This is a genomic window from Petrimonas sp., assembly GCF_963921705.1.
Classification (GTDB): domain Bacteria; phylum Bacteroidota; class Bacteroidia; order Bacteroidales; family Dysgonomonadaceae; genus Petrimonas; species Petrimonas sulfuriphila.
Genome location: NZ_OY997410.1, coordinates 3,111,572 through 3,126,095 on the forward strand (window position 1 = coordinate 3,111,572; position 14,524 = coordinate 3,126,095).

The 14,524-nt window shown below is 44.0% G+C and carries 14 protein-coding genes; 10 read left to right on the forward strand and 4 right to left on the reverse strand.

Translation table 11 applies throughout. The annotated features are described in order from the left end of the window. Nucleotides 1-19: 19 nt before the first annotated feature. The 4 genes from AACM02_RS12985 to AACM02_RS13000 all read right to left on the reverse strand — a co-directional run bounded on the left by AACM02_RS12985 (nt 20) and on the right by AACM02_RS13000 (nt 3,915). Complete coding sequence (locus AACM02_RS12985; protein WP_339117206.1) at nt 20-1,204, reverse strand: proline dehydrogenase family protein; 1,185 nt, start codon at nt 1,202-1,204, stop codon at nt 20-22. Between the two features lie 160 nt (nt 1,205-1,364). Then, nucleotides 1,365-3,002: a hypothetical protein gene (locus AACM02_RS12990; protein ID WP_339117207.1), complete on the reverse strand. Its 1,638-nt coding sequence runs from the start codon at nt 3,000-3,002 to the stop codon at nt 1,365-1,367. Nucleotides 3,003-3,079: 77 nt separating this feature from the next. Continuing rightward, nucleotides 3,080-3,226: a hypothetical protein gene (locus AACM02_RS12995; RefSeq protein ID WP_332456173.1), complete on the reverse strand. Its 147-nt coding sequence runs from the start codon at nt 3,224-3,226 to the stop codon at nt 3,080-3,082. A 218-nt stretch (nt 3,227-3,444) separates the two neighbouring features. Beyond that, on the reverse strand, nt 3,445-3,915 hold the full coding sequence (locus tag AACM02_RS13000) for a hypothetical protein (RefSeq protein WP_339117208.1): 471 nt from the start codon (nt 3,913-3,915) through the stop codon (nt 3,445-3,447). 186 nt (nt 3,916-4,101) lie between these two features. On the opposite strand from AACM02_RS13000, the gene pruA reads away from it, so the two are divergent. From pruA to AACM02_RS13050, 10 genes are all read left to right on the forward strand, one after another. Further along, nucleotides 4,102-5,733 carry an L-glutamate gamma-semialdehyde dehydrogenase gene (gene pruA, locus AACM02_RS13005; RefSeq protein ID WP_339117209.1) on the forward strand — a complete coding sequence of 544 codons (1,632 nt, stop codon included), beginning with the start codon at nt 4,102-4,104 and terminating at the stop codon, nt 5,731-5,733. Nucleotides 5,734-5,930: 197 nt separating this feature from the next. Beyond that, the gene (locus AACM02_RS13010; RefSeq protein ID WP_321716239.1) at nt 5,931-6,956 is read left to right on the forward strand and encodes a geranylgeranyl reductase family protein; all 1,026 of its coding nucleotides are present in this window, start codon (nt 5,931-5,933) and stop codon (nt 6,954-6,956) included. Between the two features lie 80 nt (nt 6,957-7,036). Beyond that, on the forward strand, nt 7,037-7,720 hold the full coding sequence (gene cmk, locus AACM02_RS13015; RefSeq protein ID WP_339117210.1) for a (d)CMP kinase: 684 nt from the start codon (nt 7,037-7,039) through the stop codon (nt 7,718-7,720). 1 nt (nt 7,721) lies between these two features. Then, a complete protein-coding gene (locus AACM02_RS13020; protein WP_339117211.1) occupies nt 7,722-8,615 on the forward strand; it encodes a 4-hydroxy-3-methylbut-2-enyl diphosphate reductase in 894 nt (297 codons plus the stop codon). Nucleotides 8,616-8,711: 96 nt separating this feature from the next. Beyond that, nucleotides 8,712-9,695 (forward strand): 6-phosphofructokinase, encoded by a 984-nt coding sequence (pfkA, locus tag AACM02_RS13025; protein WP_214062748.1) that lies wholly within the window; start codon nt 8,712-8,714, stop codon nt 9,693-9,695. Nucleotides 9,696-9,776: 81 nt separating this feature from the next. Continuing rightward, nucleotides 9,777-10,181 (forward strand): methylmalonyl-CoA epimerase, encoded by a 405-nt coding sequence (gene mce, locus AACM02_RS13030; RefSeq protein WP_332456178.1) that lies wholly within the window; start codon nt 9,777-9,779, stop codon nt 10,179-10,181. A gap of 82 nt (nt 10,182-10,263) precedes the next feature. Beyond that, nucleotides 10,264-11,826, forward strand: a complete 1,563-nt coding sequence (locus AACM02_RS13035; protein ID WP_339117212.1) for an acyl-CoA carboxylase subunit beta — start codon at nt 10,264-10,266, stop codon at nt 11,824-11,826. Nucleotides 11,827-11,837: 11 nt separating this feature from the next. Beyond that, nucleotides 11,838-12,743 carry an OadG family transporter subunit gene (locus AACM02_RS13040; RefSeq protein ID WP_214063593.1) on the forward strand — a complete coding sequence of 302 codons (906 nt, stop codon included), beginning with the start codon at nt 11,838-11,840 and terminating at the stop codon, nt 12,741-12,743. Between the two features lie 36 nt (nt 12,744-12,779). Then, nucleotides 12,780-13,217 carry an acetyl-CoA carboxylase biotin carboxyl carrier protein subunit gene (locus AACM02_RS13045; protein ID WP_214063594.1) on the forward strand — a complete coding sequence of 146 codons (438 nt, stop codon included), beginning with the start codon at nt 12,780-12,782 and terminating at the stop codon, nt 13,215-13,217. An 11-nt stretch (nt 13,218-13,228) separates the two neighbouring features. Next, a complete protein-coding gene (locus tag AACM02_RS13050) occupies nt 13,229-14,386 on the forward strand; it encodes a sodium ion-translocating decarboxylase subunit beta (protein ID WP_214063595.1) in 1,158 nt (385 codons plus the stop codon). The last annotated feature ends 138 nt before the right edge of the window (nt 14,387-14,524 follow it).

Genomic DNA, 14,524 nt, shown 5'->3' on the forward strand with positions numbered 1-14,524 from the left:
CAACAAACCTATTTCCAGACTATTTACCTTTTCTTCTTCTGACTTCTTTCTCGATAAGCTTCAGTTCACGACTCGATTGTCCTTTTACCGATGTGTTTTCCTCGGCCCTGCGAAAAAGGTAAGGCATCATTGTTTTCACTTCACCGTAAGGCACGTATTTTACGACATTGTAACCCTTCTCCGCCAGGTTAAAGGTAATGTGGTCACTCATGCCATAGAGTTGTGAAAAATAAATATGTGGATGATCATGAGGCAGGCCGCGTTCATCAATTAACTGCGCCAGCAGCTGTGAGCTCACTTCGTTATGCGTGGCCACCATGAAATGGATGGTATCGAGGTGGTCCATGAAATAACGGATAACTTCGTTGAAATCGTGGTCCGTAGCGGGCTTATCGGGCTGAATAGGTGATGGATAACCCATTTCGGCAGCACGTGCACGCTCAATCTCCATATAAGCCCCCCGTACAATCTTAAGCCCAAACTTCACTCCCATATCCAAGGCAATCCGGTGGTGATCCTTTAACCGGTGAATGGCATCATGACGGTACATCTGATAGGTGTTTTGTACAATGGCCACATCTTTGTTGTATCTTTCCATCATTTCCAGCACCAGGTCGTCCAAAACAGGTTGAATCCAGGTGTGCTCCGCATCGATAAGTATAGGGACACCCAGATCATAACCCCGTTTGAAAATTGACTCCACACGGTCGTAAACCCTTCTATATTCTTTCGACTCCTCCTCAGAAAGCTGTGCTTTTTCACTCACTTTGGCAAGCAGGTCGAACCGTCCGACACCGGTTATTTTAAATGCACTGAACGGTACATGCCTGTTGTTACGGGCAAATTCTATTGTACGAATGACCTCTGCACACGTGGCATCAAAAAGTTCGTCACGTTCCTCACCCTCAACCGCAAAATCGAGAATAGTCCCCACGTTTCGTGCTGCGAGTTTTTGAATGGTTTTGGAACAATCTGCAATAGATGTTCCTCCCACAAAATGCTGATAGATGGTGTTACGAAGGATTCCCTTAACGGGAAAGTGGACAGCAAAGGCAATGTTCACCAAGTGTTTGCCTAGCTTTACCAGACCGGCATTGTTCATTACTTTAAATAGTAAATGAGCTTGTCTCAATTCGGCATTTGATTTATTCCGGAAAGCAATTTCTGAATTATTGAAATCGATAACACTGTGTGTCAATGACATATTTTTTCTATAAAGTATTTAGATTATAAATACAAAAATAAGAATTTTTTTATTTATATGCCTATATCCCGTGTATTTTTTTATTTACTCTAAACCTGGCCAGCCGGAAAATCAGGTCACCTTTTAAAAATCCGTTGGTTTGAAACGCGGCTATGCCGCTTTATTCCCGGACGCACCGCACCGGGAACCCGTACCTCCGATTGAAATAATAGACTGGATAAAAACCACTAAAGACAAAAACCATGTGAAAAGCCATGTCCGTTCCAGTGAAGATGCTGCTGCTCCAATTGTTCCCATAAGTACCGATACTTAAGAGCATGCCATTATGATCCCGGTAACCGGAGGCAGGAAAACGTGAAACAGCATGGCCGACAGTATAGGTACCGCCACTCCCGACCAGAGTTGTACCGTCTGCCTCAGCACCGGAAACTGTAGCGAAAGTACCAAACCTCGACCAGGGAAGAGAATTGGTTGACCAGCCAACCATAGCGTGCTCCGCTATACCTGCAGCATTAAAATCGGCACCGGTTGGCATGCGCCAGTTGCCTTCTACAGCACCGGTCTTACTCAGGTACTTGCAGATATCGCCCCTGGACGTCAGATACATAAAGTCGGTATTCTGCTGGGTATCGTTAAGATAAGTGTTGGTCTGTCCGCCGCCAGAAATATTTGCGCCATAAAAATCCAGGATACTATTATACGGGGTAGCACCTGAGATCCAAGAGCTTGCACCTCCCATCACATAAATGGGAGTATAGGTTACATAAGATAGGGAGGGGGAAACGCCCACCAGCGATCCCCATTTAAAGAACACACCCTGTTTAAGGTCGGAGCCAGCACCGGCATCGACAACCGTTTCGTCGAACGTGAGCTGCGTACCGTCCCAATAGATATTGCTGCCCGCCCAAACAAGGGGTTCGGCAAACTTGAGACCAGTATGGTAGTAATTCGCCGAGCCATAAAGATGGTAGGCACGGCCTCTCTCCAGTCCGGCGCTGCGCGCAGACTTTTGGTTGGAGGAAACGAGGCTACCAGCCTTTAACCCTATTACCGGTGGAATGTTCCCGTTGGGCATCACCCATTGAGCAAACAATACTGCCTGTGTAGCCGGAACGGAAACCTCCTGCCAAGGGGTTGTACCGCTACCGATGTTGGTAACCGATTCGCTTATCAGGTCGTATTTGCTGCCGGCCTTGTAAAACCATTCATCGCCTGCTGTATAGGATAATTCCAGCGTTGCCGTAAACGCATTGTCCCAGTAGTTTACCAGTGTGAGGCACTGCAAGGCACCCAAATGATGCAGCGGAATGACACCCACCGAACTACCGGAAACAACCTCCACTTTTCCAGTAAGAGGTGTGACCAATTCGTCCAACTTTTTGTAACCCACAGGAGAAACATCCACTTCGATCTTGCTGCCATCAGTGGCTGCCGTTGCACCGTGAACCAGATAAACGGTGCAGGGTGCAGTAACACCCGCCGGCAGTATAACGTCAAAGGTAGCTTTTTTGCTGTCCGTATCGGGGACGATGGTTATGGTTGGCTCATCTCCTGCCACAACCGACCCATCCGGCTTCTGAAAGAAAAGAAGCACCTTGTCGCCCGCTTTCCATCTCACGACAATATTTTTATTGTCCGGATCTTTTCCCAGGGCAACGCGGGTTTGCGACTCTGTGCTCGGCATGGCTGCCGTGAGGGTCAATGTGCGGGTATCGCTTTGTTCGACTAGCAGTTCTGTTTTTGCGCAGCTCGCCGCCATGAAAACGAGGGCTGCAAAAAGAAATAATTTATGTCTCATAATGTAAAATTTCAAATCGAAAGTTCGAGGAAGCAAATCGGCATTTTGTAATTGATAATTGACAATGTCCATTCATTTTACCAATCTTCCCCGGGCATACCGGGTAAATCGCCGCTACCGGCCAGAATGGTGTGACTGATTTCAATGTCGGTTACTTCGATGTCCGGGGAAATGTACTGTTCTTCGGTTGCAGATAAGGTTGTTTTTGTTTTTGCTGTTATCATAAGTTATGAATGTAAGTTTAAGTCCGTAAGGAATACTGTCAGCCCGGGAAAAAACATGTAAGCGTGCAAAGCGGCGTGTTACACTGGAAAGCGGACGTTACAATTTTATTGCGAAACTGTTTTATACCTAAAAAAAACGCAAAGAAAAACAAAAAAACGATACCTTCAAGCATTGGAAAGGAGAAAAAGAGAAAAAGAGGAAAAGAAAGCGGGAACAATCAATTAACAGGCTTAATAAAAAGCAGGTATTCTTTGTCTGAGTAATAAAAATGCAGTTTATTGGTAAAGACTCTGTAATTTTTCACTTTTAACAACCGGTCCAAGTACAAGATGCCCTCTTTTGTTTCGTTCAACTTGTCCGAAGAGTAAAAATCTGTCGCCAAGAAGTTTATAACCCCTCTGTGCGTGTCTATGGTAAATTTTCCTCCGATTTCGTTAACTGATGATGTGCCAGTAAAAGTACCGTCTTTGTTCAACGTCAGGTAATACGCCGACGGAGAACCTAGAACTATCATAACCTGCTTACTTTCCGAACTGGCATATCCTTCGAGCTTCCATCGGCCGTAAGGCGATTGTAATTCAAGGACATCACTTTCCAAACCTAACGCATCTTCCCTGGAACAAGAGAAGAGTATTGCCGTTGTGACGATGATTAAAAAAAACACTGTGAAGATTCTATATTTCCTCATCTGATTCATAAACGAATTACAATGTTACGTATAATAGATGAAAAAAACGAAAAAACGTTGCATGAGAAAGTGTTAAAAATGAATTTTACAATTAATTCAATAGCAAACTGCTCTTCTTCTCCGTATTTTTTTTATAAATTTGTAACACTAAAAATAATACTAACCACACAAAAAACAATACGCCTTATGTCAAAAGGAATTTATAAACTACCCGAAATTAAGAACGAACCTGTAAAGAGCTATGCTCCGGGATCACCAGAAAGACAAGCTTTAAAACGGAAACTTGCCGAACTAAATAAAGGCGGATTGGATATTCCGATGATCATTGACGGAAAAGAAGTCCGTACAGGAAGCTTATACGATATTTGCCCGCCACACGACCATCAACGCTTACTGGGACACTATCATCAAGGAGACAAAACACACGTACAAATGGCTATCGATGCTGCTCTAAAAGCAAAACCCGCCTGGGAAGCGATGCACTGGGAAAGCCGTGCTGCCATATTCCTGAAAGCAGCCGAACTGATTGCCGGACCATACCGGTACGACTTCAATGCCGTCACCATGATCGGACAATCGAAAAATGCCTTCCAATCTGAAATTGATGCTGTTTGCGAATTAATCGATTTTTACCGTTTCAACGTACGCAACATGTATGACCTTTACGGGATGCAGCCTAATTCGGCTCCCGGAGTCTGGAACCGCACGGTCTGGCGCCCGCTGGAAGGATTTGTTTTTGCGCTCACTCCCTTTAATTTCACGTCCATAGCCGCTAACTTGGGAGGGGCACCGGCGTTAATGGGCAACACCGTAGTCTGGAAACCATCGAAAACAGCGGTCTATTCAGCTCATCTTATTATGAAAGTGTTAAAAGAAGCCGGACTACCCGACGGCGTTATCAACCTGGTTTATGTAGGAGGAAGGGAAGCAGCCGAGGTAATTTTTAATCATCGGGAATTTGCCGGATTGCATTTTACGGGCTCTACGGGTGTCTTTAACGGAATGTGGAAAACCATAGCCGGAAATATGGAGAAATATAAATCCTACCCGCGTATCGTGGGTGAAACCGGAGGAAAAGATTACGTTTTTGCCGATACAACGGCTAATGCTAAACAAGTAGCCACAGCCCTCACACGCGGAGCATTCGAATATCAGGGACAAAAATGTTCTGCCGCTTCCCGAGCATATATTCCTACGACCCTGTGGGAAGAGGTTAAAAATCATATGAAAGAGGATTTAAAATCGATAAAGATGGGTACTCCTGAAGATTTTACCCATTTCATCAATGCGGTTATCGATGAAGAGTCGTTCGATAAACTGGCAAAAGAGATTGCGGATGCGCAACAATCGCCGGATGCCGAAGTAATTATGGGCGGAAACTGCGACAAGTCGAAAGGGTATTTCATTGAACCGACAGTTATTCTTGCCAAGAAACCCGACTATAAAACGATGAAAGAGGAACTTTTCGGTCCTATACTGACGGTTTATGTTTACAATCCGGAGAAATTGGATGAAACATTAGATATTCTTGATACAACCACCGATTATGCACTCACGGGAGCCATTTTCTCCTCCAACAGAACTAATATAGAAAAAATGACTTCCCGACTCACCCATACTGCTGGTAATTTTTACATCAACGACAAGCCTACTGGCGCTGTGGTTGACCAGCAGCCGTTTGGTGGTGGCCGCGCATCAGGAACAAACGATAAAGCCGGCTCTGTTTTTAACCTGCTTCGTTGGGTCTCTCCGCAAACCATTAAGGAGACTTTCGTCCCGGCAACGGATTATATGTATCCGAATTTTTTGAATGAATAACTTAATTATTAGGGCGTTACACCAATGTAACGTCCTAATTGAATAACCTCAGATGCGCTAGGTTGCGCATTCTAACTTTTATGAAGATAAACTCGCTCAAACAACAATAAAAACAAACACAGTTTTACCAATTTCCGTTATTGTTTGTTTCATTAGAAAAAAGGAAATTTTATCTTTGTAAAAAAAATATTCAAAACGTGCAATTCTTCGATGTCGTCATCATCGGCGCAGGGCCTGCCGGTCTAAAATGCGCAGAAAAATTGGGTAATTCTTCTTTGAAAGTTTTATTGCTTGAGAAGAACGACGAGATTGGGCCTAAAGTATGCGCTGGAGGACTTACCGGAAAAGGAATTGAATATCTTGGCCTTCCGCCGCAACTCATTGAATATAGTTACAACCAGGTAAAGCTACATGTTAACAATATCGCTTCAACCTTAAAATCCGATACCGATTTTGCTTTTACTATCGATAGGAAAAAATTCGGACAGTGGCAATTACAAAAAATAAAGGCATTCCCCAATATCGAAATAAGAATCAGCAGCAAGGCTACGGTGGTCAACAAAGACTTCATTGTTGTCGGTGGGGAAAAAATAGGCTTTAAATATCTCGTTGGAGCAGATGGATCCAATTCTATCGTGAAAACCTTTCTTGGTTTAAAGTCAAGAAGGAAAATTATTGGTATTCAATACATAATTTCCACCAACAAGTACCAAGATTTCGAAATATTCTTTCAGCCTGAATACTTTTCGGCATGGTACGCGTGGATTTTTCCACATCGCAGCTATATCTCCGTCGGTTGCGGCGCCGATCCGAAACATGTATCGCCGAAAAAATTAAAGGAGAATTTTCATCAATGGCTCAACGACAGACAGATCGATATTTCCAAAGGAAAATACGAAGCTTTCCCCATGGATGCAGATTATAACGGAATCCGTTTTGACAACATATTTCTGACCGGTGATGCCGCCGGACTGGTTTCTCCGTTCACCGGCGAAGGGATTTACCAAGCACTTATATCGGGAGAAGAAACTGCAAAAACTATTCTCAACCCATCGTATATCTCCGATAAAATGCCGGCTGTTATTCATAAGCACAAACGACACCAGCAGTTAATTAATCTGATGATTAAATCGGGGAGGTTAAAATCGCTTTTCTTTGCAACCGGACAGCAGTTATTCAAGATTCCCAAATACGAGAAAAAAGCAATCGAATTGTTTGGCTAGATTTTGTGTTAAAACCAATTATAACGAAAACATTCTATCTTTGTAGTTGTTTATAAAAACAGTATCTGCTTTCAATAAGAATGGGAAAAATAAATATCGCCGTAGATGGCTTCTCATCATGCGGCAAAAGTACTATAGCCAAGGGATTGGCAAGGGAATTAGGTTATACTTATATCGACAGCGGAGCCATGTACAGGGCAGTAGCTCTGTTTGCATACCGTAAGGGATGGATAACCGATACGGAAATTGATGATGCTGCATTACAAATGCATATCTCAGGAATAGATATTTCCTTTAAAACAAATTCAGAAGGCCAACAGGAAACTTATCTAAACGGTGAAAATGTAGAAAAAGAAATCCGTTCGCTTGAAATAGGGAACGGTGCAAGCCGCGTGAGTGCTTTAGGATTTGTACGCAGAGAGTTGGTACGCCAGCAACAGGCAATGGGGAAAAAGAAAGGGGTGGTGATGGACGGCAGGGATATCGGCACAGTAGTTTTCCCTGACGCGGAATTCAAAATTTTTCTCACGGCATCACCCGAAGTTCGCGCACGACGCCGTTACGAAGAACTTCAGGCCAAAGGCAATCCTGTTACCTATGAAGACACCCTCGCCAACGTCCTCGAAAGAGATGAAAGAGACACCACCCGCACAGAGAGTCCGTTACGTAAAGCGACCGATGCTATCGAACTGGATAATTCACATATAACTATTACAGAACAATTGCAATGGGCAATGGATATGTTTAACAAAATCACAAAGTAAAATGAGTAAAATTGAGATAGACAAGCAGTCCGGCTGCTGTTTTGGGGTAGCCAAAGCTATCAGCAAAGCCGAGGAAGAACTGAAAAAAGGCGGAACTCTTTACTGTTTAGGCGATATCGTCCACAATAACATTGAAGTGGAGCGTCTCGCCAAAATGGGATTGATTACCATCAACCACGATGAATTTAAAAAACTCAGGGATGTCCGCGTTCTGCTTCGCGCCCACGGGGAGCCCCCAAGCACTTACCAAATAGCAAAAGAAAACAATATAGAATTGATTGACGCATCCTGTCCGGTCGTTCTTGGGTTGCAAAAACGAATCAAAAAGAAATTTATCACCAAACAAAATGAAGATGGACAAATAGTGATATTCGGAAAAAAAGGCCATGCCGAGGTAAATGGATTGATGGGACAGACCGATGAATCAGCCATAGTAATCGAAAAGAAAGAAGACATAGACAAACTCGACTTCTCACGCGACATAAGCCTCTTTTCACAAACGACGAAACCGCTGGACGGATTTCAGGAAATAGGGGAATTGATAAAAGAACGGATGAAAAATGGTGCCACATTTGAATTTTATGATACCATTTGTCGTCAGGTTTCCAATCGCGTACCCAACATGCAAGAATTTGCTAAGAATCACGACCTCGTTATTTTTATCGCAGGAGAAAAAAGTTCCAACGGAAAAGTCCTTTTTGCCGAATGTGAAAAGTACAACCGGAACTCACACTTGATCCATCATCCTGACCAACTGGATACGGAATGGATACGGGATGACATCAGCATCGGCATTTGTGGAGCTACCTCAACACCCATGTGGCAGATGGAGGTTGTCGCAAAAAAAATATCGGAGCTTATACCGGAAATGAAAGTTGAAAAAGCTGCTTTTTAAAGCAGCTTTTTTTTGTGCGCCTCCTAAAAAAAAATTACCTTTGCAGCCGATTGTATTCAGGTTCAACCAATTTTAAAAAAAGAACTAATTTTCGAAATGGATTCAAATGTAAAAAGCATCGGCGTACTTACTTCCGGAGGAGATGCACCGGGCATGAATGCTGCCATCCGCGCTGTAACGCGTGCTGCAATTTTCAACGGTATGCGCGTTTTTGGCATCTATAGAGGCTATAAGGGGCTTATTAGCAACGAAATAGAAGAGTTTAAGACCAACAGCGTAAGCAATATAATCCAACAGGGCGGAACAATACTTAAGACTGCCCGATGTGAGGAGTTTATGACTGAAGCCGGAAGAAAGACAGCTTACGAAAACATGCAACGACACGGAATAGATGCGCTTGTGGTCATCGGCGGCGACGGATCACTGACTGGTGCCGGAGTATTTGCCAATGAATACAATATTCCGATTGTTGGGTTGCCAGGAACCATTGATAACGACCTGAACGGAACCGACACCACCATTGGTTACGATACTGCCCTAAATACCATTATGCAATCGATGGATAAAATTCGCGATACAGCCACATCCCACGAACGACTCTTCTTTGTGGAAGTGATGGGACGTAATTGTGGCTATCTGGCACTCAACAGCGCTATAGCCTCGGGGGCGGAAGCCGCCATAATCCCTGAAATAAGCATGGAGAAAGACCAGTTGGCGGAACTTATCGATCAGGGTTTCCGAAAATCGAAAAGCAGCAGCATGGTTCTTGTTACTGAAAGTGAAATTACAGGTGGCGCGATGAACCTGGCTGAGAGGGTAAAAAAACAGTATCCTCAGTACGATGTGCGCGTCTCCATTTTAGGACATTTGCAACGTGGAGGTTCACCCACGGCACAGGACCGTATCCTGGCAAGCAGGATGGGCATAGCAGCCATCCAGGCGTTGCTGGAAAATCAACGCAATGTAATGATCGGTATTCGTGAAAACGAAATCGACTATGTACCGTTTAAACGTGCCATAAAAAAAGATCGGGAAATCAGTCCTGAACTGCTCGAAGTACTTGAAATTTCTTCCATTTAAAACGAAAAAAATAAATTTTATCATACAACTTAAAAGTCTTACCTTTGCATTTTTAAAAAAATAATCACTTAATTAAGTAATATGGAATTAACACACATTGAACACATCGGCATTGCTGTAAAAAACATTGAAGAACAACTTCCTTATTATGAAGGAATTCTTGGTCTAAAATGCTACAACATCGAAACGGTTGAAGACCAAAAAGTAAAAACGGCCTTTTTTATGATTGGACAAACCAAAATTGAACTGCTGGAACCTACCAGCGAAGAAAGTACCATTGCCAAATTCATTGAAAAAAGAGGTGAAGGTATTCATCACATCGCTTTTGCCACTAAAAACCTGGGTGAGTCTCTCCGGGAAATTGAAGCAAAAGGCGTACGCCTTATCGATACGCAACCCCGTGCCGGCGCCGAAGGACTGAACATTGCTTTTTTACATCCCAAATCAACCGGTAGCGTATTGACCGAATTGTGCGAGCATCCGTAGATGACCAACCTCGATAGTGATTTGAGGAGGCTATCGAGGTAACAATAAAACAAAAATTTAATTCATAACAAATTATAATCTTATGAGCATCCAACTCGAAAAAGTTAAAGAGCTTATTCAATTACGAGAAAAAGCTCGCTTAGGTGGTGGTGAGAAAAGAATCGAGTCTCAGCACCTAAAAGGTAAATACACAGCTCGCGAACGTCTGGCCATGCTTCTTGACGAAGGAAGTTTTGAAGAATTCGACATGTTTGTGGAACACCGTTGTCACAACTTCGGCATGGAAAAAACCAAATTCCTTGGCGACGGAGTTGTTACCGGATACGGCACTATCCAAGGACGCCTGGTTTATGTTTTTGCCCAGGACTTTACCGTTTCTGGCGGTTCGTTATCCGAAATGCAATCGCAAAAAATTTGCAAAGTAATGGACCAGGCTATGAAAATGGGTGCCCCTCTTATCGGTATCAACGACTCCGGAGGTGCACGCATTCAGGAGGGAATTAATGCACTGGCAGGTTATGCCGAGATTTTCCAACGTAACATTTTAGCGTCGGGAGTGATTCCGCAGATTTCAGGTATCTTCGGTCCCTGTGCAGGAGGTGCCGTATATTCCCCTGCCCTTACTGACTTCAACATCATGACCCAGGGAACCTCCTACATGTTCCTTACCGGTCCCAAAGTGGTAAAAACCGTTACCGGAGAAGATGTTACACAGGAACAACTGGGTGGCGCTTCGGTGCATACTTCCAAATCGGGCGTGGCCCATTTCTCCGCTCAGACCGAAGAGGATGCTATACAGATGATTCAGAAACTGTTGTCGTACATTCCTCAGAATAACCTGGAAGAACCGCCGGTATTTAAAAGCTCCGATCCGATCGACAGGTTGGAGGATGGCTTGAACGAAATTATTCCCGACAGTGCCAACAAACCCTACGACATGTATGAAGTTATCGGAGCCATTGTCGACAGTGGAGAATTTCTGGAAGTGCATGCTGACTATGCAAAAAACATCATCGTGGGTTTCGCTCGTTTCAACGGTCAATCGGTAGGTATTGTAGCAAACCAACCCAAGTTTTTGGCAGGGGTTCTCGACATTAACGCTTCGCGCAAGGCAGCCAGGTTTGTCCGTTTCTGTGATGCTTTCAACATTCCCATTGTTTCGCTGGTTGACGTTCCCGGTTTCCTTCCTGGTACCGGTCAGGAATATGGCGGCGTAATCACTCACGGTGCAAAGTTGCTATACGCATACGGTGAAGCCACTGTTCCGAAAGTGACCGTCACACTGCGTAAGTCGTACGGAGGAGCACATATCGTCATGAGCTGCAAGCAACTTCGGGGCGATATTAACTATGCTTGGCCAAGTGCTGAAATCGCTGTGATGGGTGCCGAAGGAGCTGTAGAGGTTCTTTACAGCAAGGAAATTGCTGCCGAAAAAGATCCCGAAAAACTGGCTCTCATTCTGGAAACAAAGAAAAAAGAATACAACGACTTGTTCACCAACCCGTATGAAGCAGCCCGTTACGGCTATATCGACGATGTGATTGAACCGAGAAATACCCGTTTCCGTGTTATCAGAGCATTGCAGCAATTACAGACCAAAAAGCTGGCCAATCCTCCCAAAAAACACGATAATTTACCGCTATAATTTACATAAGTATGAATAATTTAAAACGACTGTTGTTTTTGTCTGCATTGATACTTCTTGTGAGTTGTACCATAAAAGATGAAAATCCGCATTGGGTGATCAATGAAGTTATGGTGGATAACCAAACTGGGTTTATGGACGACTTCGGTCAACGAAACGGATGGATCGAGATATTCAACAACACGTATAAAACGCAGGATCTGGGAGGAAGATACCTTACCGATGACCCCAACAATCCGAAAAAATATCCAATTCCGCGGGGCGATGTCCTCACAAAAATCCCCCCCCGTCAACATGTATTGTTTTGGGCAGACAACGAGCCGTTCAACGGGACCTTCCACGTGAATTTCAAGCTTGATCCGAACAAAGACAATTACATCGCATTGTATGAAAATGACGGTAAAACACTGCTCGATGAGATAATTATTCCTGCAGGATTACCCACCGACAAAACTTACGGTTATCCGGCCGACGGTATCAAATACGATCAAAACGGAAATACACTGGGCACTCAGCTTGAACGAATAACCCCAAGCAGCAACAATGCTGTTCTGGAAGAAAATCCAAAGGTGGTTTCTTTACAGGAGAACGATCCCTTTGGTGTAACCATAACCATTACCTCGATGCTGGTGGTTTTCCTGGGACTGATCTTGCTGTATCTTATCTTCAAAGCGATTGGAAACACTGCGAAAAACATTTCCCACAAACGTGTTGCCAGTGCCGGTACCTTATCGGCAGTGAGAGGCGAAAGTCAGCTTACCGGCGAGGTGCTAGCCGCTATATCAGCAGCAATTCACGAGCTGAATCAGGACGTTCATGATATTGAAAGTACCATCCTTACCATCACTGAAGTCAGACGCAAATACTCTCCCTGGAGTTCCAAATTATACACCCTGCGTCAAGATCCCCGCAGATAATTCATTAATCCATTTACTCAGAAAGAAATATTCCTTATGAAAGAATTTAAATATAAAATTAACGGTGCTCCCTACCGAGTGATTATCAACAGCTCCGATAGTTCTGTCGTTGAACTTGAAGTGAACGGAACACCGTATAAAGTAGAATTGGAAAAAAAGGAAAGCAAACCGCTTTCAAAAATCAAAAAACAAGCCATTACTACGCCTACACCGCAAACGACCTCTACTCCGCTTGTCACAAGGCCGAAAGAAGCAACCGGAAAAAATACGATCCAGTCTCCGCTTCCGGGAATTATTCTCGATATTCGCTGCCAGGTAGGTGATACGGTAAAGAAAGGACAAACCATCATGATCCTGGAAGCTATGAAAATGGAAAACAACATCTTGTCAAACGCCAACGGAAAGATAACAGGGATCTTGGTTAACAAAGGAGACTCTGTACTTGAAGGGGCCGAATTAGTAACCATAGAATAAAAAAGGAAAAAATGAATACACTTTTGACTTTGGGTGACAACCTGAAAACATTTTGGGACTATACCGGAATGGCTAATGCCAGTACCGGTCATATCATCATGATTCTGGTTGGCTTAATCTTTATATATCTGGCCATTGCAAAAGAATACGAGCCGTTGCTGTTAATTCCCATCGGTTTTGGTATTCTTATCGGGAACATCCCGTTCAATGAAGCAGCCGGCTTGCAAGTAGGGATCTATGAAGAGGGTTCAGTACTTAACATCCTCTATCAGGGCGTTGTAAAAGGATGGTATCCCCCGCTTATTTTTATGGGGATTGGAGCCATGACCGACTTCTCGTCGTTGATTGCAAACCCGAAGCTCTTTCTCATAGGAGCTGCCTGTCAGTTTGGGATTTTTGGAGCATACGCAGCAGCGTTATTGTGGGGATTTGCCCCTAACGAAGCTGGAGCTATCGGTATTATTGGTGGGGCAGACGGCCCGACGGCTATTTTCCTTACGTCGAAGCTGGCTCCGCAACTACTGGGTGCAGTAGCTATATCGGCATACTCTTACATGGCGTTGGTTCCGGTGATTCAACCGCCGTTTATGAGATGGTTAACTACACCAAAAGAACGTATGATTAAAATGAAGTCTCCTCGTGTAGTTTCTCAAACCGAAAAAATCTTGTTCCCCATTGTCGGCCTATTGTTGACTACTTTCCTGGTGCCTTCCGGACTTCCCTTGTTGGGTATGCTCTTTTTCGGCAACCTGCTGAAAGAATCGGGAGTAACACGCCGTTTGGCTGAAACGGCCCGGGGTCCGCTGATCGACACTATCACCATCTTGTTGGGATTAACGGTGGGGGCATCCACACAAGCCACCACTTTCCTGCGTCCCGAATCGGTGAAGATTTTTGTTATTGGCGCTTTTTCTTTCGTGGTAGCCACTTGTGCGGGAATTCTGTTTGTTAAATTTTTCAATTTATTCCTGAAAAAAGACAACAAGATCAATCCGCTTATCGGAAATGCAGGAGTTTCAGCAGTACCCGATGCAGCACGTATATCGCAAGTGGTGGGGTTAGAATACAACCCGAGTAACTACCTGCTTATGCACGCTATGGGGCCTAACGTTGCCGGAGTTATCGGTTCAGCCGTTGCTGCCGGTATTATGCTTGGATTCTTGTATTAAATTCAGGCATTGGCCTTGAAGGCCCAATAAAGGGATGTAAACAATAGAATTTTCACAAAGGGTGTTGCTGGATGGCAATGCCCTTTGTGCAAAATTTGTGATTAGTGAAAAATATACCTTACATTTGCACCAGTATAT